The following is a 22,586-nucleotide window of genomic DNA, read 5'->3' as shown; positions in this document are numbered from 1 at the left end:
TTTTCAAGAAAGCCATCTCCACCGGGGCCGAGTTCGGTGTACCGGTCATAAAGAAGACCGTGGTGTCACATGAGATCTCTGAAGCCATCCTGGACGTGGCACGGTCCGGGAAAAGTAACATCCTGCTCCTGGGTGGTACTGAAAAGATGTTCAGGGGCAAGATCAAACAGAGCGTTCCCCAGATAGTCATGAGGAATGCGGATTGTGATGTAGGGATATTCTTCCCAAAACATTTCAAGGAAGTCAGGAGTATCCTGGTACCATTGGGATTGGGAGAACATGAGTTCCGGGTTATGATGGGCCAGCAGCTCGCGGAATTTTTCAATGCCAGGATGACATTATTGACCGTAATTGGGGACGACGCAACAGTTCCACAGGCACAGGAAATGCAGGACAAAGCCACGCAAATAGTCAAAATGGCCGTCAACTGTCAGGTCGTAGTTTCAGATTCCATCGAGGATACCATTGTTAAGCAGTCAAAGGACCATGACCTTATTATACTGGGTCCGTCGACCGAATGGTTATTGCATGATGTACTGTTCGGCTCCCTTCCCGACAGGATCATTAACAGGTCCAACTGCAGTATCCTGATAGTAAAGCAACCCGAACACAGGGCAGAATCCTGGATTGAGCTGCTCTATGATAAGATTAGGAGGGTTTAAAAAGAAATTGCCGGGGGGACTATGCCCCCAAAAATGTTAATTAATGATTCTGCGCGTATCGCTCGGCCGGCAGCGCCCGGGTCAGCCTGAACTGGACCCTGGCAGTTCAATCCATAAAACTAAGTTATCACTGATACCTTTATTTACATATCACTATTTACTGATACATATCACTGATAACTTTATATGCATATCAGTATATACCGATAATAACGATGATTTTATTGGAAGATGACCCTCTGCTATTTAAATTTATAAGCACAAAATTAAACCTTAGCGGTAGTGCCCGTATTATTGAAGCACCGGATATCAAAGAAGCAGTAAGTCCATTAACTGTTGAATTGGTCATTCAGGATGGAAACAATACATATTTGACACAAATAAAATCCAAGGTAAGTCTTGATGCCATTGCAAGGATGACTTTATTAAAAGAACTGCTAAAGAAACAGGAACCAGGCATTTCACATTACTCATTCGTTATTGCAGCAAAATTCATTCCGAAATCTGCTGAGCATATAGCAGAAACGGTCGGAATTAACCTTGTTACTATTCCCCGGAATATCCATTTGCCTGTGAAAAATGAGAAATTTCGTGGTCGTCCAAGGGCCAAGATCACCTCAGAAAAATCATGGCGTGTCATTACCCGGTTATTAAAAGAAAAAAAGACATCCATCAGGCAGCTGTCCTTACTTGAGCATGTCTCATACGGCTGGGCACATCTCATTATCCAGACCCTGAAAAACCAGGACATAGTAGCAATGAAAGATAACTATGTCACTATCTCAAACACTGATGCACTCTTAAACGGTGCTGCCTGGGAAAGGCCCTTTGAAAATCTCATTGAGCATGAAATAACCATTAATTTCGACAATGCCCACACAGCTGCCACGGAATTATCCCATATATTAGGGCAGCATGAGATCAGGTTCGCATTTACCGCATATACTGCCGGAGGATTATATACAGGGTATGCCATAAGGCATGATTCTGTCTACCTGTATCTTGAAAAAGATGAGATTGACTTCTTCATCCAGACATTCGGAGAAGAGGAAGGAGAGGGCATCAGGGCACGAATCTATGTCCCCGACAGAAAACTGTTCAATGATTCCAGGGAAATCGAAAACATAAGGGTTGTCTCTCCAGCCCAGACACTTCTCGACCTTGCCGGATTGGGTTACAGTGCACGGGATATTACAAAGGCCATGGTGGAGAAATATGCCCTACTTTGACCCAACCCCCAGGATAATATCCCAGTCTCTTGAAGAACTCAGGTTCATATTTAGCTGGGTAAAGGATCATGGTGAGACCTCTCAAGACCCAGTAACTATTTTGATCGGTGGGTGGGCAGTAGATGCTTATAACCCATGGTACGGTTCAGTGGATATAGACTTGGTGACAAATAGTCGAACTAAACATTCACTGAAGTATGCTCTAAAAAATGACCGCGGGTACGGAACATATGAAATGTGGGGTGAAAGCAAATCAGTATCGAAACAGACAGATGATGGTGATATTAAAGAAATAATAATAGATTTTATTTCTCGGGAGCTAATTAAATTTCAAGGTAATCAGACAGATTTTGATTTCAACATACCTATGGAACAAACTGCAATAAAAGAGATTAGGGGAGAAGTTCTTGCTGTTGTTCCAAAAAGATCGTTGCTTTTCCTTATGAAATTAAAAGCTGCCTGGGATAGAACATACCGGATAAGATATAACAAATGTCATAACGAAGATTGGGAGCGGGGAAAACTTGTCAAGGATTATGCCGATATAATTGCACTCATTGATCCTGGACATGGTGGAGCAGAACTTGAAATAGGATTTCTTGGAGAAAAACTGAATGATTACGATTTCCTCAAGAAATGCCTGGAAAATATTCCTGAAAATCTTGATGCAATAAGAAAGTATGGTCGAATGTCACAGCATGATGTAAAAGACACAATTGGTCAATTATTGTCCCTTATTGGGTAAAAGTAAAAAATCCAGGAGGGCATTTGCCCTTATAATTAATGACTCTGCGCGTATCGCTCGGTAATCAGCGCCCGGGTCAGCCTGAACTGGACCTTATGCTTGTCCCAGTCATACTTGTTCCCCAGGAACTTTATCAATCGCTTCTTCGAGGCACCCTTCAATTCGTTCGCCTCCATCAGCTCATCTACGAACGCCTTCTCCTGTTCCTTATCAAGCTCAACCATTTATGCCGCCTCCATCGCAACCTCGGTAGTACTTCCCGTGGCCACCGGTAATTTTTTCATGCTCAGTATCAGCCCGTCAGGGACATCCCTCACCGTATATCTCACATTCACGGTACCCGCATCCGAGGTCAGTGTTATCATACCACCCTTGCGCAGGCCCAGTTTCTTCACCATGTTCATGTTCACCATCACGAAGTCGTTATCGTCGGGCTGGTCGAACCACATGAACGGATTGGACACACAGACCAGATTCCCCCTGCCATCCCCCACCTCAGCTGTTTCCATGAGCTTGCACACCAGTTCCCTGTATTTTGGCCTGGTGTACTCCTGGACTATCGACTCCAGCACCTTATTATGCAGCGCCTGGAAATCAAAAGCTGCACCCCCGAGGTTTTGGGCCAGGGTAGACATGGCATCTATCCCTGAAGTACCGGTACCTGAATTGTTCAGCACCTGCCCTTCCACGTTCATGAAACTGCCCGCCTTCGCATAGAGCGGTTCAGTCCCGATGACAATATGGGCCAGTTTGTTCACTGCCCCTTCCCTGGATGTTATCACTATGAGGGTATCCAGCTTCTCCAGCGTTCCTGCTGCCTCATCGCTATTGGGCATAAGCTCCAGCGGGTCGCTGTTCAGGGTGACCAGCGTCTTGATACTGCCCTCGTTGATACCATCCATGAGCTCACGCAGCCCCTTATGCCCCTTACCCTTGCTCAGTAACTGCGCGCCGGTGGAGTCCACAAAAGGTTTCATGAACAGAGATCTGGCCCCGGTCATCAATGCAAGATTAAGCACCTGTTTAACCTGTTCGGGGTCAGTATGGGGATGCACGTCAGTAATGATAATGGAATCGCTGTCCAGTCCCAGTTCGCTTTCATACTGGTCAGGACCGATATACTTGTTCTCATCTGCCAGGTTCATATCCTGCCACCCCACAGCCACAATGGTCGCACCATTGCGCTTCGCTGCCCGGAGCCGCCTGACCAGCAACGGATACTGGGTATACGGGTCCACGAACAGGGCGATACGCTTCGCCTGCTCGATATCCTCGAGCGGCAGGCCCATACCCACAGCAGGGTGGCATTCGGACGGGATCTCCCCGTACGCACGTATCCCCGTGTTCACCACTATACTCATCGCATCGGCTATCCTGCAAAATGCCAGGTGTTCTTCACTGGTCGTGGCGCCGACTGCAAGCATGGCAACGTTCTTCGCTCCTTTCAATTTGATGGAAGCAGCCTGGACCGCATCCTCGATACTGGCCTCCACACCACCCACCATACTGGTGGCCTTTGAGTAATGGTGGGGCAGCTGCATACCGAACCTGCACAGTTTACCCAGATTCGCAGGACTGCTCTTCATGAAATCAACAGCTAACATCCCCTCTTCATCTTCCCTGATATACAGCCCGCAGCCCATATTACATCCCGGGCACACGGTCTGGTAGATCATTTCCTTCATTTCAACATCACCTCGAAATAGGGTGGAGTATCATCCACATTCATCCCCGGTGTATAATCCCGCTTGCGCTGGGCAGGTATCGAGAACCGGTTCTGCAGCATGGTTATGGGAATATCGACCGGACACATGTCAGTACACTGGCCGCATGCAATGCAGCTATCTGACAGGTGCAGCAACCGTATGAGATGATACATGCTCATTTTGTAGTCATCGACCAGGGTATGGAACATGGTACACTTGGAATCCTCGCCGCATGTGCAAACCGGGCATACCTCCTTACAGGCTCCGCAGTCAATGCAGTCCGCCATCTGTTCCAGGTAATACTGCATTCGCTCTTTGTCAGGTATCTCAGTGAACACGTTCTCCTCCCAGGTCTTACCCAGTTTCTCCATGGCACCGTTCACCTTCTCCCGTATCCCTATCGCCTTATCGCTTGCCGGCTGCACCTCGATACGGCCCGCTTCAATGGCATTCTCCAGGAGCCGCACACCTTTATCGTTCATCACCTGGCAGAACGTGGCATTACCTGCCAGGTCCCCGATAACACCCCAGTTCCCGCAGGCCAGGTCAGCGTTCACCGGTATTTTTAACGTGCAGTACCGGCAGCTTTCACGGCGTCCGAATCCTGCCTCTTCCAGTTCATCGATGGATATGGCCTTCTCTTTTCCATCCTTCGTCTTGAATATCAGTTTTCCCTTCTCTATCTCCTCGCCAACTACATCGTCAGGGTCAATATCATACATATCGGCCAGCATCTTTTTGGTCACGACCGGATGCATGCTTCCCCCGCAGTTCAATCCTACAATGTAGGTAGTGTCCAGGTCTATCTTACCGCGTTTTGCCTGCTCGATAACAGCCCGGGTATCACAGGGTTTGGCAGGCATAGCCACCTTGCGGCCGACCGCGTACCTGGCCAGGTTCACCGGTACCGAATGCAAACTGCCTGTGGATGCCAGTACCTCTTCCACATTATCAGTAACGATAGGGACGGCTTCAAACTCATTGATATGTTTGAGCACCACCACATTCTCAACCAGTCCCTTTTCAAGAGCTGCGGCCAGAACCGCTGTGACCAGCCCGCCGGAAGCACCGCGCTTTCGCACACCCTCATCAGTGGCATACCCGATGAGCATATCGCCTACTTTGACCATTCAGCTCACCCCCGCAGGCTTAAGAGGACTGGGTCCCAGTTCCTTCACCTTCGCGGTAACATCCCTGATAAAATTGGCAAACCGCTCGCCCTCGCTGGCAGATATCCAGTTCAGGTGCAGCCTTTCGGGCTCCAGTCCCAGCTGCTGTATCATATCCTCAAGGAACCCGTACCTCACTTCGGTCTTCTCGTTCCCGTTCACGTAATGGCAGTCCCCGATATGACACCCGGTGACCAGCACTGCATCCGCACCCTCCAGGAACGCATTGAACACATGCAGCGGGTCAATCCTGCCCGAGCACATGACCCTGATGACCCTGGTGGACGCAGGCTGCTGGAACCTGCCCATACCAGCGGTATCCGCACCACCGTAACTGCACCAGTTACAGCAGAATGCCACTATCTTGGGCTCCCATCCATTCTCAGGCATGTTCACACCTCCCCGTAGGCGAACACGTTCCTGACCTGTGCCAGCAACTGTTCGTTCTTGAAGTGACTCTGCTGCAATGCCCCGGTCGGGCAGGCCACCACACAGGTGCCGCACCCCTTGCACAGGGCCGTGATAATATTCAACTTCCCGCCTTCCATTCCCAGTGCCTGGAACGGGCACATGGGTGCGCACACACCGCAGGATACGCAGATATCCTCATCGACCTTTACGGTAATGCCTTCGGTCAGTGCCTTCCCCTGAGCCAGGAACCGTGTCGCACGGGCAGCACACGCACTCCCCTGGGATATGGAATAGGGAATATCCTTGGGACCCTGGGTCATTCCACCGATAAAGATACCATCCAGGGTAGTGTCAACCGGTTTCAATTTTGGATGGGCTTCCATCATGAACCCGTCCGCAGCCCGGCTCACTTTCAGTATCTGGCGTACTTTCTCGGTACCCTTGTTCGGTACCGCACCGACGCTCAGGACCATCAGGTCCAGTTCCAGGTTCATGATATCACCGGTCAGGGTATCCTCTACCCTGGCAATGATATTCTTATCCTCAGTTTCGCTCACTTCTGCAGGTTTGCCCCTGACGAACTTGATACCGGAATCCCTTGCCCTGTTGTAGAACTCCTCGTACATCCGAAACGGCGTTCTCATATCCATATACATGATATAGACTTCTGTATCAGGATATTTTTCCTTTATCAGCTGGGCATTTTTCAGGGACGCCATGCAACAGAAACTGGAACAATATATGTTCGAGTTCTTATCCCTGCTGCCAACGCATTGCACGAACCCTATCCGTTTGGGCGGTTTTACGTCCGAAGGCCGCACCACTTTGCCCATAGTGGGTCCACTGGCATTGATAAGCCTCTCGAACTCCATGGTGGTGATGACATTATCGTACAGGCCGAACCCGTATTCGTGTTTTGGCTCGGGATTATATACATCGTAACCGACGGCCACTACTATCACGCCCACATCCAGCTCAGAGAATGTTTCCTGCTGGTCCATATCAATGGCGCCGCGCTCACATGCCTTGATGCAGGCCCCGCAATCGATGCACACCGTTTTGTCCACCAGGGCCCGCAAGGGCACTGCCTGGGGGAAGGGCACATAGATGGCCTTGCGCGTGCCGATCCCCTCATTGAACTCGGTATAGGGCACCTCGACCGGGCACTTCTCGGTACACAATCCGCAGCCGGTACACTCATTGATATTGAGGTACCTGGGCTTGTGCTTCACTTTCACCTTGAAGTTACCCACATACCCGTCCACTTCCTCTACCTCAGAGTAGCTCATGATATCGATATTCTTGTTCCGGGCAACTTCCACCATCTTGGGACCCAGGATACAGATACTGCAGTCATTGGTCGGGAAGGTCTTATCCAGCTGTGCCATCTTCCCGCCGATGGAAGGCCCCTGCTCCACCAGGTACACCTGGAACCCCATATCAGCAATATCCAGTGCCGCCTGCATGCCCGTAACCCCGGCACCGATGACCAGTGCCTTATTCGTAACCGGCACCTCGCTGGATTGCAATGGTTCAAGCAATGCCGCCCGCGCCACGCCCATGCGCACCAGTTCCTTGGCCTTGTGGGTGGCATCTTCCTTCTCCCACATGTGTATCCAGCTGCAATGTTCCCTGATATTCACGAACTCGAACAGGTAGGGATTCAGTCCCGCCTCTTCCACGCACGCCCTGAAGATAGGTTCGTGGGTCTTGGGCGTACACGATGCAACCAGTACCCTGTTCAGGCCCAGTTCCTTTATCGCATTCTTTATCTCTGCCTGTCCGGCGTCGCTGCAGGTGTATTTGTTAACGACCGCCGTGGTCACGTTGGGCAGGGTGCCAATATAATCTGCCACGGCCTGGCAGTCCACAGCACCTCCGATGTTCACGCCGCATTCACAGATGAAAGCCCCTATCCTGGGCTCCTCTGCCTGTAATTGTTCAGTTACTGCTTTTTGTTGAGTCATATTAATCATCCACCCCTTTTGGTTTCAAAGGACTGGGACCAAGGGCCCTGACCTTTTCTACAAATTCAGTGATCGTTTCCTGGAATTTTTTGCCCTCTGCCGCAGACACCCATTCCAGGTGAAGCCGTCCGCCCAGTCCCAGGTGTTCAAGTGCATCCACCATTTCCTTCATCCTCTCGTCGGTATGGACATTCCCTTCGATATAGTGGCAATCCCCGATATGACAACCTGTCACCAGGATGCCGTCCGCACCTTCCTTCAGGGCTTCGAGGATGAACGTGGGCTCTATCCTGCTGCTGCACATCACGCGCACGATGCGGTTGTTGGTGGGATACTGGAGCCTGGATACGCCTGCAAGGTCGGCACCCGCGTAGCTGCACCAGTTACAGCAAAAAGTCAGCACATCAGGTTCAAATGTCATTCATATCCCCTCCCCGTAAGCCTTTATCACAGCAATTATCTGGGGTGCCGTAAAGTGCCTGGGAGTAATGGCTCCGGTCGGGCACTCGGCAGCACAGCTACCGCACCCTTTGCACACAGCCGGGTTGATCTCGCTCTTCCTGGTCGTGTAGATGATCTCCTCGGTCTCTACCACGACCTCCTTGAGTTCGGGGGCATTATAGGGACACACGAGCGTACATCGCCCGCAGCCGATACAGAGTTCCTGGTCCACCACAGACACATTTCCAATGGTCTCCAGGTAATCCCTGGACAGGATGGTGCATGCCCGGGATGCTGCAGCCGAAGCCTGGGATACGGCCTCGTCCACCAGTTTAGGTGCCTGGGCAGTCCCGCACAGGAACACTCCGTCCGTGGCGAACTCCACGGGCCTGAGCTTGATATGCGCTTCCAGGAAGAACCGGTTCGCATCCAGCGGCACTTTGAACAGAGGCGCCAGGGTCTCATTGGTCTCGGGCGTCACCAGAGGTGCACTGAGCACCAGCAGGTCATAATCTATTTCGAAGTTGATACCGAGTAACTGGTCCATCACGCTCACGGTCCTGTCCGTGACCTCAGGCTCCTGGCTTTCAGTATAGCGCATGAACACCACGCCCAGTTCCCTGGCCCTGGTGTACAGTTCCTCCCATTTCCCAAAGGTCCTGATATCCCGGTACAATACATACACGTTTTTTTCAGGGTCTGATTCCTTTAACCGGATGGCGTTCTTCATAGCCACGGTACAGCATGCCCGGGAACAGTAGGGCCTCTCATCATTGCGCCCGCCTGCACACTGTATGAATACCACGTTCTTGGCATCCACGCCGGTATCCATCGTCTGTTCAAGCTGGCTCTGGGTCACGATATTCGGGTATTTGCCGTATGAGAAGTATCCTTGCGGTTTCAGTTCATTGGCGCCGGTTGCGATGACCGCCACACCGAAAACGAGTTCCTCATCCACACTGGCACCTTTCAGGTGACCGGTGAAATTACCCACAGCCCCTTCCAGTTCCACCAGTTCGGTATCGGTGAAAACGGTAATAGTATCATGGGACTCTACCCGCCGAATCAGGGGTTCAAGGATATCTGAGGTACGGCGCCCGTCCTGGAGCGTGGTATACGTCCTGAGCAGTCCGCCCAGTTCGGTTCCTTTCTCCACCAGGGTAACAGGGAATCCTTTATCGGCAATATCCAGTGCTGCGGTCATTCCCGCGATACCACCGCCCAGTACCAGCGCATTTTTATTGAACTCAATTTGTTCCGTGTACAGCGGCTGGGACAGGTTCACTCGTGCCGTGCTCATCCTGACAATATCCTTGGCCTTGCGGGTCGCCTTTTCCTTTTCCTTCTGGTGCACCCAGGAGCAGTGCTCCCTGATATTTGCCAGTTCGAACAGGTAGGGGTTCAGGCCCGCTTCCATCAGCGTATCCTGGAACAGCGGCTCGTGGGTCCTGGGCGTGCATGATGCCACTACCACCCGGTTCAGGTCATGCTCCTTTACGAGTTCACTGATACCTTCAAGGCTGTCGCTGCTGCAGGCATAGACCTCCTCCTTGGCAAAGACCACACCGGGAAGTGTCTTTGCATATTCCACCACATCAGGTACATCCACGATGCTGCCGATATTGATACCGCAGCGGCACACCACCACGCCGGTCCTTACCTCTTCACCAATGGTCTTCTCTTTCGGGTACTTCCGCTCTGTTACCAGGGTCCCCCTCTCACTGGCAAGCAGCGAAGACGCTTTACTGGCGGCACCACTGGCATCGGCCACGGTATCGGGGATATCCTTGGGTGCCTGTACAGCACCGCATACAAATATCCCGGGCCGGGAGGTCTCAAGGGGACGGTCTATCTTGGTCTTGATAAATCCCAGCTCATCGATATCCACATGTGCTATCTCAGCCAGCTGTTTACTGCTCTCGGACGGTGTCAGGCCAATGGACAGCACGACCATATCGAACTCTTCCTGGTTGATACCATTTCCTTCCACTTCATATTTCAATGAGAGGGTATCGGTCAGCGGGTCCACTTCCACGCCGGAAGGCCGGCTGCGGATGAACCGGATACCTTTTTCCTTCCTGGCCTTCTGGTAGAACTCCTCGAAACCCTTGCCAAATGCCCTGACATCAATATTGAATATCGTGGTCTCAAGCCCGGAGTCGTGTTCCATGGCCACCATGGCTTCCTTGGTGGCGTACATGCAGCACACGCTGCTGCAATTCGCCCTCCCTATCTCGGGACTCCGGGAACCCACGCACTGTATCCATGCGATACGTTTGGGATGGGAATTGTCGGCCAGGGTCACATGACCTTCATAGGGTCCCGATGAACTCAACTGCCTCTCGAACTGCAGGGATGTTATCACGTTTGGATGGTCAAGCCTGAACTGCTCCAGCTGTGATGCATCAAATGGTGTGAACCCCGGGGACAGGATAACACTTCCCACATTGAGCTCCACCTCTTCGTCTTTGTCCTCGTAATTGATAGCGTTGTTCTCACAGAATTTAGCACAGTTACCGCACTTACCTTTTGTCAGGTACAGGCAGTGTTCTGAGTCAATGGTGAACACCCTGGGCACGGCCTGGGGAAAAGCAAGGTAGATGGCCTTTCGCATACCCTGCCCTTCATTATATTCATCAGGCACTTTTGCCGGGCATTTTGCGATGCATATCCCGCATGAAGTGCACTTTTCAGGGTCCACGTACCTGGCTTTTTTCCTGACCTTTACGGTAAAATCCCCGGCCTCGCCTTCGATATCCGTGATCTCGCTGTAGGTAAGGAGTTCAATATTCGGGTGGCGTGACACTTCGGCCAGTTTTGGTGACAGCGTACACATGGAACAATCCAGGGTCGGGAAGGTCTTGTCCAGCTGTGCCATCTTGCCGCCAATGGACGTACCTTTCTCGATAAGATATACCTTGAGCCCGCTACTGGCCAGGTCGATGGCGCTCTGGATGCCGGCTATACCACCACCCGCCACTGCGACGGCACCAACTAATTTACTCATTTCATACCACCCCGTACTTTCTCAATAAGATTACCAGTACCAGTAAAGTTCATATCGATACCCAGCTCCTCAGGTGTGAATCCCATGGCCAGACCCAGCAGCTGTGAATAATGCAAAACCGGCATATTGTGTTCCTTTTCGAATTTCTTCTTTATCTCGGTCTGGCCCACATCAAGCTGCAAATGGCAGAACGGGCAGGCGTCTACCACACAATCCACACCTGCCGCTTCCATATGGTCCAGTTTCTTATCCACCAGTTTGAGGGTCGTATCCACCACTGCTGTCCTGGCGCCGCCCCCTGCACCGCAGCAGGCCATCTTATCCTCGTAATCCACTGAAGTTGCCCCGGTAGCCTCCACCAGTTCATCAAAGAATGTGGGATTCTCCACACTGCCCAGGCGCCGTTCCTTACTGGGTTTGACCAGGTGACAACCGTAATGCACCGCTACCCTGAGATCCAGCGGGTTTGTCACTGCTTCTTTTATCCGCTCAGGTCCGATCTCCTGGTACAGGTATTCCACGATGTGGCGTACATCCTGCGTACCCCTGAACTCGCGGCCTATCTCTGAAAGTATCCTGTTCACGTCACTTTTGAGCGCTGCATCTTCTTTGAGCAGGTGATTGGCATCTGTGAGGGAGCCGAAACACCCATTGCAGATGGTCAGGATATCGTCACCCAGTTCTTCGGACAGGGTGATGTTCCTTGATGCCATTGCCAGCCAGGTGGTCTTGTCAAATGACCTGAACACACCCGGAGCAGGACAGCAGGAAGCACCTTCAAGGTCATCCAGTTCCACGCCGAGTTTCTCAAGTGTTTTCTGTGTTGAGACCTCGATACCAGGGTACCGGTTCGGGGCAATACACCCCAGGAAGAAGGATAGTCGGGTCATTTCCCTTCCTCCTTTTCAGCAACGATAGTATCGAACCCGGCGATCTTAAGCAGTTTCCTTACCTCATCCAGCCCGTTACTGAACCTGTGCACGGTCGGAGGCACCTCATCCAGCCCAAGTTTTTTGCGCTTCTCCCTGGTGTCGTCATTGATGGGAACCGCATGCCCGAACTTGACCACCAGCTGCCCCACCTTCTTGTGGGGTGCCAGCATGATACCGTTCTCCACGGCAATGGTCCGTATCTTTAACAGGGCATCCACGTTCTGCACCCCCTGGGGACACCGTTCCTGGCACTTATAGCATGTAGTGCAGTACCAGATATAGGGATTGTTCAGTAACTGTTCCTTCATGCCAAGGTTCGCCATACGCAGGAACTTGCGGATATTATACTCACTTTCCTGTTCGGTCATCGGACAACCAGATGAGCATCCGGTACAGTTGAAACACAGAGAGATCTTATCAGCACCCGGCTCCTCGAATACCTCATCCCTGAATGCCCGGTCAAAATCAGATGTCTTTACACGGTCACTCATATTATTTCCCTCCCATCTGCTCGGCAAGGAACACGGTCAGGTCCTTGATATCGTAATCGTACTGTTCCACCGATTCCTGTTCGTTCTTCATGCAACTGAGATGCGCAAGGCACTTGGGGCAGGTGGTGATGAGCACTTCAGCACCGGTTGCCTTTGCTTCATCCAGCCTGGTCTTTCTGAGCGCTTTGCTCTTATCATTGCAGTTCATCATGGAACTGACACCGCAGCACCAGGATCCGCCTTTACTGTGCTTCATCTCAAGAACCTCGGCCCCCGCTCCTTCAAGTGCACTCCTGGGTGCATCGTATTCTCCCATATGGCGACCGAGCCTGCATGCATCATGGTAGGTGACCTTGATGCCTGAATCCACACCAAGGTCCGCATCTTTGAGCACCTGGCTGATATGGACGACCTTGATTGGCAGGTCATAATCCTCGCTGAGGGTCCGGTAACATTCTGCACACGATGTGACAAGTGTATCGATGCCGCTTTCTGTAATGAGTTTGGAATTCTGCTCTCGTAATTTCTCAAAAGTATCTTTATCTCCCTGCCACAACTGGTCGTGGCCGCAGCATTTCATTTGCATGAGCTGCGGATCAATATCGAGATGCTGCAGCAGTTTCATTGAAGAATCTGCGATGGACTTAAAATCCACATCCAGGTTGAAGAACATGTCATGGAAGTCAAGGCATCCCGGATAATATCCAATCTTTGAATCAGGGTTACCTGTTTTCTCAAGGCTGGTCCTGCTCTCATCCAGGTCTGTCATCAGTTCGGATAGTGCAGTAAAGACTCCCTTGTGGACCAGATGGCTGTCATCTGCTTTTCCCCTGGTCTCCCGTACAAATTCCGAATAGTTCACTCCCTGCGGGCATCCATCGTAGCAGAGGTTGCAGGTCAGGCAGTTCCAGATATCCTCGGTACGTGTCCTGTAAATATTTTCCTGGTAAATATTGCTCCTGGGGGCGGTCTTTACAACCCTTCGCATCGGACAGATAGCAGTACACTTACCGCATTGGTAGCAAAGCTGTATATTGGATGACGTTACACTCACCTACTCTTTAAAGTACAAATATAATCGAGTGATTGGTATAGTGTTAAACATTTCGATTTTATTGTAAACAGTATTTTTATGTCAGCAATTCTCGTTTTCTTGTTATATATAAAGTATAATGTTATGTACTCAAGTTATTCCGACCGTAGGGAAGATTTTCTTGCAGCATAACCATTTCGTTAACGTTTAGACTAAATTATCCTGTTTTTCCTTTACATTTTAAAAATCAGGGATGATGCCGGGTTTAAGATTGTTCATCTTTACACGAAACGGTCAACTCGGTCCCTGCAAAAAATGCGGGAAAATTGTTGTCAATGATGGTCACAGGTATCCAGGAGAATAGTTACAAACATATTATGTACCTGAAAAAAACATTAAAGCAAACAACGTATGAGGTAATGAACATGTCAATTTCCATAGGACTTGCGGGAAAACCTAATTCAGGCAAGAGTACCTTTTTCAAGGCTGCTACACTTGCAAACGTAGAGATTGCCAATCATCCGTTTACCACAATTGATGCAAACCACGGTGTCACCTATGTGAGGACACTTTGTCCATGCACGGAGCTGGGAAAACCCTGCGGGCAGTGCCAGGATGGTATCAGGTTTGTACCGGTAGACGTTATCGATGTGGCCGGCCTGGTGCCTGATGCCCATAAAGGCAGAGGATTAGGGAATGCATTCCTGGACAACCTGAGGCAGGCCAATGCTATCATTCATGTCATCGATGTATCAGGTGGTACTGATATCGAAGGCAATCCGGTGGGCATAGGCCAGCATGACCCGATGGAAGATATCGAGTTTCTGGAACATGAGATCACCATGTGGATGTTCGGCATCCTGAAACGCAACTGGGACCGCCTGTCCCGCAAGATACAGGCTGAAAACCTGAAACTTGAACAGGTAATATCTGACCAGCTGCAGGGTGCGGGGGTCAGTGTACATCATGCAAGGATTGCACTGGCCAAGACACACATGTCTGATAACCCGGCAAAATGGACCGACGAGGAGATGATAGCGCTATCAGATACTCTGAGGCTGGTGAGCAAACCATTGATGATCGCAGCCAACAAGATAGATGTGGCCCCGCCCGAACTGCTGGAACGCCTCATGTCAGCGGACAGGATAGTAGTACCAACATCCGCGGCAGCCGAACTGGCTTTGCGCATGGCTGCAAAGAGCGGTGCCATAGCGTACCGGCCCGGTGATGAAGAGTTCGTGGTGAATGATGGACTCAGTGCTGCGCAAAAAGCCGGTCTTGATAAAATAAAGATGCTGATAGATGAAAATGGCAGTACCGGTATCCAGGAATGTATCAACACGGCAGTTCTGAAATTGCTTGACCAGGTGGTCGCATACCCGGTAGAGGACGAGAACAAGTACGCGGATAAGAAGGGCAGGGTACTCCCTGATGCCTATCTTATGAAAAGAGGGTCCACAGCCCATGACCTGGCCTATCTGGTGCATACAGATATCGGGGATGGATTCTTATATGCCGTAAATGCTAAAACCAAGATGCGTCTCGGTGAGAAGCATGAAGTTGAAGATGGTGATGTGATAAAGATAGTTTCTACAAAGTGAACTATTCAAGTTCCATTTCCTCGGTTTTATTCTCATCAACCAGTTTTTCAATCTTTTGCCTGGCAGTTTCCAGTTTTGATGAGCACAGGCGGGTAAGGGCTATACCCCGCTCGAAGAGTGCAAGGCTCTCATCCAGGGACTGGTCGCCCTGTTCTATTTTCCGTGTTATATCTTCCAGTTCTGCCAGTGCGTCTTCTAAATGTATGTCGTCTTTATCAGTATCTGCGTTCAATTTTGTTCCTCCGTGTCCGTTACTTTGCAGGCTATCTTACCGTCAATTACCTGCATCTCCAGTGCATCTCCTTTTTTAACATCTCTGATACTCCTGACCAGCTTTCCTTCATGCTGTACGATACTGTATCCACGTTTCAATGTATTTAACGGGCTCATAGCATTGAGTTTACCCGCGCACGATTCCAGGTGTTTGTTGTGCAGTTCAAGTTTGCGGTCCATGGTAAGAGCCAGGCGCGTCCCGAGCTCGTCCACGCGCTGGAAATGCTGGTTCAACGTACCAACCAGGCGCCGGGCATCCACACGATTTTCGAGATGCGAAAGATGATTATTGTGATATTCAACAAGACCTGTGATGGATGAGATAAGATGCGATCGGGCCGTATCTACCCGTGCCATTACCTCATTTTGGTCAGGTACTACCAGTTCGGCAGCGGCGGACGGTGTGGGTGCCCGGATGTCTGCGGTCAGGTCTGCCACGGTGAAATCGGTCTCATGTCCGACTGCAGATACCACAGGGATCCTGGAATTATAGATCGCCAGGGCAACCTGTTCGCTGTTGAAAGGCCACAGGTCTTCAAGGGAACCCCCGCCCCTGGCAAGGATTATCACATCAACATCAATGTTGTTCAGGCGCTTAATGGAATTCACGATACTCTCCACAGCATTTTCACCCTGGACCACGGTTGGAGATAGCAGGATATCCACAGGGAACCTGCGCCTGGTCACGTTAATAATATCATGCAATACGGCCCCGGTAGGGGATGTTGCGACTCCGATACGCCTGGGAAATTGCGGTAGTGCCCGTTTGTGCCCGGCATCGAATAAACCCTCTGCTGATAACTTTGTCTTCAATTTCTCCAGTGCAATATGCAGTTCCCCGATACCGTCGGGCCTGAGGGCAGTGACCACAAGCTGGTAACTCCCCCTGACCTCATACACATCTATGTCGCCCTGTGCCAGCAATTTCATACCTACTTCGGGCTGGAAGGTCAGGCTGCGGCAGTGGTTCCTGAACATCACGCAATTTAGCTGGGAGCGGCTATCCTTCAGCGTGAAGTACTTGTGTCCTGAACTGTGATTGGTCAGGTTCGATATCTCGCCCCGTACCCATATCTTTTGAAGGTGGGGGTCACCGTTCAACATGGTATGGATATAATGATTGAGTTCGCCAACTGAACAGATGTCGGTGTTCTCAGGGCCGGACTGGAAATCGAGCAGGTTCACGTACTGTAATTGACAGGATAGAGTATGAGGTTTTTGATAGGAGAGTGAAAGTAATCCATACCTGTCAGGAAGAGTTTACAAACGAGTCCAGAGTCATCATTCCTTCCATTTCGTCTTCTTGTATCGTTGATGAATGGAACACAGAACTATGTACCATTATGGGTGCATTTGTGCGCACAGCCAGGGAAATGCAGTCACTGGGTCTTGCATCTATTTCAATGGTAGTACCATCATAGTCCAGGCTGAGCCTGGCATAGTATATGTCATCCTTGATCTCATCTATGAACACGCAGGAGATACTGGCATCCAGCCGCTCAAGAATCGAGGTAATGAGGTCATGGGTCATAGGCCTGGGAGTCACCTCGTTGTTGGCAGCCGAGTTTATGGATACTCCTTCAGACATCCCCACATAGATAGGCATTATCTTCCCCTCTTCATTAGATATCATGACAACCGGAGTCAATCCGTGCAGTGTATTGGTCATGTACACACCCATTACATCCACTGGAATGAAATTATTCATGGTATGTTATTGGAGAAGTATCTTAAAAAGCTTTAGGCACGGATAGGAGAAAGGGAAAGATAGAAGGTTACTGTCCCTGGCGGAACAGTTCCATACCCTTTGCCGTGTTATTTAGCAGTTGCCGTGCCATATCCTGCGTGGGCCATGAACCCAGACCGCAATCAGGTCCGGCATATCTTATACTGTCGCCGAACTTCCCGTAGATACCGGATAGCCTGCCTGCTATGACTTGGGGTGTTTCCATCCGGGTGACCACTTCCTTTATTCTGTCAGGTTCCTTCCAGACATTGGTATTGTATTTTTCGTTAAGGGTAGCGGTAAGGCCGAATATATCTGTGCGGGCAATCCCTACCCTGAGGAACGTATCAGATGTAGTAAGGTCCTGGCGGTCAATGAGTTCAAGATATGAGGGATTTGCCGCTGATTCCACTCCTATGATGTTAATGGAAGGGACTTCGCACACCAGTTTATAATAAAGGGGCGAATGCAGGTGTATTTCGGCATCTATCCCGCTGTTTTTGGCGGTCTGTCCTGCTATGCTGAGTGCTTTTATGATATCTTCATCAGTATGCATTATCTGCGGGTTTATACCGACACTGGGCTCGTCAATGGATACCGTAACCACTTCAAGGTCGCCAGAGCAGTTGATCGCATTCCTGAGAAACCTGTCAATGCTTTTTGCCATGGTCAGCAATACGTCACTGTATGACGTGCCGCCGAACTCGTGCTGGTAGAGCTCTACCGGTCCTGTGGCGCACACCCGGACCTTGAGAGCTTCACCGTGCCGGGCCCTGTACTCACCTGCCAGGGCGGTAATGGCTTCCATTTCCAGTATCTTTGCATCGGATTCCCTGACCAGCAGGGGTTCTTCCGTGCGTTTCGGGTCATTTATGATGTTCAGGAACTGCCGGTTCATGTCCTGGAACTGGGGGTAGGTGGGAACTTCCACACCCGCTTCTATCTTCTGCTGCATTGAATGGGCGATCGTCTCGAACAGGCGCCCGTCTTCCTTCCTGGATGCAGCCGCCTGTGCTATCCATTCCCTGGAGATGCCAGAGGGGAGAGGATAACTGCCGATATCGTCAAAGGTAATATCAGGGGTCATAGAGAACAATAAAGACACCACACAATAATAATACTTTTTGGAATGACAGTCACAATGGTCAATATATCTTGACTTAGGACCAAATGTTCCTTGAATTCAAGGTCTATTATTAAGTACTTATAAATATATGGATGATGTTTTTTGGTTAACTGAATCAAGGTGTTATTTATTATGGATGGATATCAGATATTTTTAATTTTACTTGCTTTTTATCTGGCAGGGCTTGTAAGTATTGGATGGTATTTTACGAAAAAACAGAAGTCTGTTACTGATTTCTGGCTTGCGGGAAGAGAGATAGGTCCGAAAGCGATTGGTTTTTCAGCAGCCGCTTCGTGGCTTACAGCGGGCGGGATACTTGCTGTCATAGGTTTTTACATGCTCCTCGGAATGGGTTCGATATGGGGTTTTGTGGCCCCGAACATACTGGCACTGCTTATCATCGCATTGCTGGTGGGAAAGATAAAGAACCTGCCTTCCATAACCCAGCCTGAACTTCTTGAGCATAGATACAGCAGTGCCATGCGTGCTCCCCTGGGAATGATCATAGCAATCGTTATGATATTGTTCGCAGTGGCAGATATCAAAGGACTGGCTCTCGTACTTGAGGTCTTCTATGGTCTCAGTCCCCTGTATGCAGCGCTTATTGTTGCATTGGCAGTATCTGTATATGTGACACTGGGCGGGCTATCAGCAGTGGTCTGGACCGATGTTATCCAGTTTATTTTCCTGGCGATATTTACCCTTGCGATGGCTGTTCTGGTAGTAATTGCCGCCACATCAGGTGCGGTTGATGTTCCTGCCACCAGCGTGTCAGAACTGTTCGGGAATGTTGATTCCACATGGTGGAATCCCATTTCCATTGGCATTCCTATGGTGCTGATATTCATAATCGCCATTATTCCTGGCTGGATGACAGAACAGGACCCGTGGCAGAGGGTCTGGGCCGCCCGGGACAAGAAATCTGCACAACATGGTATGGTACTTGGTTCCATGCTGATATTGGTGGTATTTGCAGCATGTGCTGTTATCGCAATCGGTCTTAATAGTATATATCCTGAGATTGCCCGGATGGGTTTCCCGATGGGAATGGGGGATGCAGAACCTGCGCTGTTAAGGTTCATCGTTGAAAACTTTTCACCCCTTGTGATAGCACTGAGCGCAATTGGGCTCGCGGCAGCGGCAATGTCATGTGCTGATACCTTTGCAACGTCGGGGGCTTCCTGTCTTTCCAGGGATATATACCAGAGGTTCATTAAACCTGATGCCACAATGAAACAGATGCTGGTTGTAAACAGGATTAGTGTGCTCATAATCATATTTTCAGCAACGGTAGCTTCGTTTTATATACATAGTATTATTGATGCTATCCATATTGCCACATTTGTAGCCAGTGCCTCGTACTTTTTCCCGCTCATGGGAGGATTGTACTGGAAACGTGCCACCAAGGAAGGTGCCTTTACAGCGATGGTCATTGGAGCAGTTTCACAGATAGCACTTGTTGTGTACGACCTGGCAAATACACCACCAATGGCGCCTGCGTATCTTGAGACCATCAGCCCGGTTCTTGTGAATCACGGGGTGGTAGTGGGTATGTCATTGAGCGCAGTTACGTTCTTTGGAGTTTCACTGCTGACAAAACCTTCAGGTCAGGTGAACCTGGCTCCGTTCTTCAGGGAAGAAGCTGAAAAACTGGCAATAAAGGATGAAAAAGAAGTGAATGAATCGGATATGGAATATATCCGTTTACTGAAAAATATCGATGAAAAAGTGACCGGGGAACGCAGTCACCTGCACTTGCACCTCAAGGTCTCTGAAAGACTTGATTGGAAAGAGACCATTGGGAAGCTTAAAGCCACGTATCCTGCATGGGTCACGCCAAGCGGGCCTGATTCAGTGTACCGGCTCACCCATGCCGATATGTTATCCTGTGTTTCAATAAGCCGTGGCAGTAATGCTGATGAGATCTGGATGGCAGCAGAACCGCGGGTGGAATCTGCGAATGCGCTGAAAAAGGAGTTCTTTACAGCTTATGGCGAGGTGGCCAGTGTGCTCGACCAGATGGGCATATGGGTGGTAACCCCTAAGCTGAGAATTGAAGACTAGCAGATATTGGCGATATATGGGGTACAGGGAAGCATATAACTCCCTGTGCATCCAGGTTTTTTTTGAAATAGTGTCTGGTCAAAAACCAGGTTTTTCCGTGATTTCAGTAAAATTATTTGGCATTACTAAAATTTTCAGATACCTGCGGAAAGTGAGATAAAGCTTATATTCCGCAGGTATACTTTGAAAACAAATCTTTTTTTAAAACATTAAATTGTGTCGGCTGATTGTGATTTTCGAAATTTTTGAAAAAATGGTTCAGAAAGATGCATGTACATTTTCTGCCGAAGTTGGTAAATCGTATATTTAAAACATGACTTTTGTGTATCTACTTTATAAATATAATTCTTAGTAAATACACAGAACCACTGCCGGGATAAATTATTCAAAATTTTCAGATACCTGCGGAAAGTGAGATAAAGCGCAAGTTTTTGGTTTACATCATGCTAATATTTGTAATTCATCTCACAACTTTCCTCGAAGATATCAGCACTCAATGAATAAGCCAGAGCGCTGATATATTACTTTGAAGGAATCGATATCGATACTAGTAACCCCCTTCTAGTTTCTTTCCTTTCGCCTTGACATCAGGAGCATTATTCCCAGCACCGAAATTATGGGCAGTGCTATTGTGGAAAATTCTGGGATTTCAACATCAAGAATTACGCCTAAGTAATTTGACGTTTGGGAAATAGTAAATGGTCCTAAAGGCTTTTGCCAATCGGCATAAACATCAAAAGTATATGTCCCCTGGGGTTTACCTGCTGGAACTGTCACCGATAAATCAACTTGTTTGGTATCACCTCCTAGAACAGCTCCAGAAGTATCTGAAAAAACATATGTGAAGTCTCCTGGACCATTAGATGCATATAGGTCTGTCAATGTTTCAGTGGTTGTTCCTAAATTTGTTAAATTTACCTTATATGTTGCCATTTCTCCTGACAGAACTTGGTTATCAATAGGAATCACATCTACAGACAACGGATCTGCACTGACAATAGCCACTGTACTTAACGAAACTAACAATAATAGTATCAATCTATTCAATTTTCTCATATAATAACTCCAGTAAATGATCACATAAAATCAAGTGATTAGAATACCTCCAATATTTCCACCCACTGTTATCCAATTCATTGATCTCGCAGTAACCGAATATAATTTATATCCAGTTCCGTCTGTCGGAACTGTTATTGTCAGAGGAATCTCAGTTGAAGACTTTGCCTTTACTGAAACCTGCTGTCTGTAATCTGGCCAATTTGCCCAATTGAAATCAAGCCTATAAGGACTGTACTCATCTGGAATATTATCATAGGTAAGCTCTATATTGAAGGTATCATCAAAATTTTCTGTATTTGTTACTTTGACTATAATAGTCACAGAAGTACCAGAGTCAACTGTTGTATCGGTTGGGATCAGATCAACTCCCACCCCACCCTGTGGTGTAACAACTGTGTAAGGGGCTGTAGACTCCGCAACATTTCCAGCAGTATCAGACGCTTGTATTGCAATTGAATAAGTGCCGGGTGCGGCAGTTGTCGGGACCTTTAGGGCTCCAGACCAGTTATTTCCAGACTGCATCAAAGATGCACCGTCGGCTGTGACTGAAACAACCCCGACATCATCAGCTGCGTTAACAGTTATATGGATAGTTGCATTTGCAATAGTCGTGGAAACGTCTAAAACCACGGATTCGATTGAAGGTGAGGTGGTGTCGCCTGTTGGTGTGTTTACCAAAATACCTCCGGTATTGCTGCCTGTCGTTACCCAGTTCATCGAATTCGCAGTTATTGAATATAATTTATATCCAGCTTCTCCTGCCGGAACTGTTATTGTCAGAGGAATCTCGGTCGAGGACTTTGCCTTTATTGAAACCTGCTGTCTATGTTCTGGCCAGTCGGTCCAGTTGAAATCGAGTTTATAGTCACTGTATTCAGCCGGAATATTATCATAGGTAAGCTCAACATTGAACGTATCATCGAAATTCTCGGTATTTGTAACTT

21 protein-coding genes are annotated in these 22,586 nt (G+C 49.1%); 5 read left to right on the top strand and 16 right to left on the bottom strand.

The window, feature by feature from the left end; genetic code table 11:
- The 3 genes from K0A89_11130 to K0A89_11120 form a co-directional block, all read left to right on the top strand.
- The coding region (locus K0A89_11130; protein ID MBW6519038.1) for a universal stress protein at positions 1 to 662 on the top strand (662 nt) is incomplete at its 5' end.
- A gap of 215 nt (positions 663 to 877) precedes the next feature.
- Positions 878 to 1,891, top strand: a complete 1,014-nt coding sequence (locus K0A89_11125) for a hypothetical protein (protein ID MBW6519037.1) — start codon at positions 878 to 880, stop codon at positions 1,889 to 1,891.
- Positions 1,878 to 2,636, top strand: a complete 759-nt coding sequence (locus K0A89_11120) for a hypothetical protein (protein MBW6519036.1) — start codon at positions 1,878 to 1,880, stop codon at positions 2,634 to 2,636. The genes K0A89_11125 and K0A89_11120 overlap by 14 nt, the downstream gene beginning before the upstream one ends.
- Before the next feature lie 35 nt (positions 2,637 to 2,671).
- On the opposite strand, the gene K0A89_11115 is transcribed toward K0A89_11120, so the two are convergent.
- The 10 genes from K0A89_11115 to K0A89_11070 are packed head-to-tail and all read right to left on the bottom strand — an operon-like array spanning position 2,672 to position 13,748.
- Positions 2,672 to 2,860: a hypothetical protein gene (locus K0A89_11115; protein MBW6519035.1), complete on the bottom strand. Its 189-nt coding sequence runs from the start codon at positions 2,858 to 2,860 to the stop codon at positions 2,672 to 2,674.
- Positions 2,861 to 4,321, bottom strand: coding sequence for a hypothetical protein (locus K0A89_11110; GenBank protein MBW6519034.1), 1,461 nt, complete (start codon positions 4,319 to 4,321; stop codon positions 2,861 to 2,863). It abuts the gene before it with no gap.
- Positions 4,318 to 5,472: a Coenzyme F420 hydrogenase/dehydrogenase, beta subunit C-terminal domain gene (locus K0A89_11105; GenBank protein ID MBW6519033.1), complete on the bottom strand. Its 1,155-nt coding sequence runs from the start codon at positions 5,470 to 5,472 to the stop codon at positions 4,318 to 4,320. Before K0A89_11105 ends, K0A89_11110 begins: the two co-directional genes overlap by 4 nt.
- Positions 5,473 to 5,901, bottom strand: a complete 429-nt coding sequence (locus K0A89_11100; GenBank protein MBW6519032.1) for a hydrogenase iron-sulfur subunit — start codon at positions 5,899 to 5,901, stop codon at positions 5,473 to 5,475. It abuts the gene before it with no gap.
- A gap of 2 nt (positions 5,902 to 5,903) precedes the next feature.
- Complete coding sequence (locus K0A89_11095) at positions 5,904 to 7,889, bottom strand: CoB--CoM heterodisulfide reductase iron-sulfur subunit A family protein (protein MBW6519031.1); 1,986 nt, start codon at positions 7,887 to 7,889, stop codon at positions 5,904 to 5,906.
- Between the two features lies 1 nt (position 7,890).
- On the bottom strand, positions 7,891 to 8,310 hold the full coding sequence (locus K0A89_11090; protein MBW6519030.1) for a hydrogenase iron-sulfur subunit: 420 nt from the start codon (positions 8,308 to 8,310) through the stop codon (positions 7,891 to 7,893).
- The gene (locus K0A89_11085) at positions 8,311 to 11,337 is read right to left on the bottom strand and encodes a CoB--CoM heterodisulfide reductase iron-sulfur subunit A family protein (GenBank protein MBW6519029.1); all 3,027 of its coding nucleotides are present in this window, start codon (positions 11,335 to 11,337) and stop codon (positions 8,311 to 8,313) included.
- A complete protein-coding gene (gene hdrB, locus K0A89_11080; protein MBW6519028.1) occupies positions 11,334 to 12,227 on the bottom strand; it encodes a CoB--CoM heterodisulfide reductase subunit B in 894 nt (297 codons plus the stop codon). Before hdrB ends, K0A89_11085 begins: the two co-directional genes overlap by 4 nt.
- Entirely contained in the window at positions 12,224 to 12,760 is a 537-nt protein-coding gene (hdrC, locus tag K0A89_11075; protein MBW6519027.1) for a CoB--CoM heterodisulfide reductase subunit C, read from the bottom strand. Before hdrC ends, hdrB begins: the two co-directional genes overlap by 4 nt.
- Position 12,761: 1 nt before the next feature.
- Positions 12,762 to 13,748, bottom strand: a complete 987-nt coding sequence (locus K0A89_11070; GenBank protein ID MBW6519026.1) for a (Fe-S)-binding protein — start codon at positions 13,746 to 13,748, stop codon at positions 12,762 to 12,764.
- A 470-nt stretch (positions 13,749 to 14,218) separates the two neighbouring features.
- Here K0A89_11070 and K0A89_11065 point away from each other — a divergent pair, with 470 nt between their 5' ends.
- A complete protein-coding gene (locus K0A89_11065; protein ID MBW6519025.1) occupies positions 14,219 to 15,394 on the top strand; it encodes a redox-regulated ATPase YchF in 1,176 nt (391 codons plus the stop codon).
- Position 15,395: 1 nt separating this feature from the next.
- Here K0A89_11065 and xseB read toward each other — a convergent pair whose 3' ends face one another.
- The 4 genes from xseB to K0A89_11045 form a co-directional block, all read right to left on the bottom strand.
- Positions 15,396 to 15,626 carry an exodeoxyribonuclease VII small subunit gene (gene xseB, locus K0A89_11060; protein ID MBW6519024.1) on the bottom strand — a complete coding sequence of 77 codons (231 nt, stop codon included), beginning with the start codon at positions 15,624 to 15,626 and terminating at the stop codon, positions 15,396 to 15,398.
- Positions 15,623 to 16,771, bottom strand: coding sequence for an exodeoxyribonuclease VII large subunit (xseA, locus tag K0A89_11055; protein ID MBW6519023.1), 1,149 nt, complete (start codon positions 16,769 to 16,771; stop codon positions 15,623 to 15,625). The genes xseB and xseA overlap by 4 nt, the downstream gene beginning before the upstream one ends.
- Positions 16,772 to 16,916: 145 nt before the next feature.
- On the bottom strand, positions 16,917 to 17,375 hold the full coding sequence (locus K0A89_11050) for a bifunctional nuclease family protein (protein MBW6519022.1): 459 nt from the start codon (positions 17,373 to 17,375) through the stop codon (positions 16,917 to 16,919).
- Between the two features lie 67 nt (positions 17,376 to 17,442).
- Positions 17,443 to 18,480: a methionine synthase gene (locus K0A89_11045; GenBank protein ID MBW6519021.1), complete on the bottom strand. Its 1,038-nt coding sequence runs from the start codon at positions 18,478 to 18,480 to the stop codon at positions 17,443 to 17,445.
- A 171-nt stretch (positions 18,481 to 18,651) separates the two neighbouring features.
- Between K0A89_11045 and K0A89_11040 the strand changes: the two genes are divergently transcribed.
- Positions 18,652 to 20,583 (top strand): sodium:solute symporter family protein, encoded by a 1,932-nt coding sequence (locus tag K0A89_11040; protein MBW6519020.1) that lies wholly within the window; start codon positions 18,652 to 18,654, stop codon positions 20,581 to 20,583.
- Positions 20,584 to 21,144: 561 nt separating this feature from the next.
- Here the strand turns inward: K0A89_11040 and K0A89_11035 are convergent.
- Positions 21,145 to 21,639: a PEF-CTERM sorting domain-containing protein gene (locus K0A89_11035; protein ID MBW6519019.1), complete on the bottom strand. Its 495-nt coding sequence runs from the start codon at positions 21,637 to 21,639 to the stop codon at positions 21,145 to 21,147.
- 30 nt (positions 21,640 to 21,669) lie between these two features.
- On the bottom strand, positions 21,670 to 22,586 hold a 917-nt coding region (locus K0A89_11030), incomplete at its 5' end, for a hypothetical protein (protein MBW6519018.1).

The organism is ANME-2 cluster archaeon, from assembly GCA_019429385.1.
Classification (GTDB): Archaea; Halobacteriota; Methanosarcinia; order Methanosarcinales; family Methanocomedenaceae; genus Methanocomedens_B.
The sequence above is the reverse complement of the archived record's forward strand: the minus strand, read 5'-3'. Positions and strand labels throughout refer to the sequence as shown.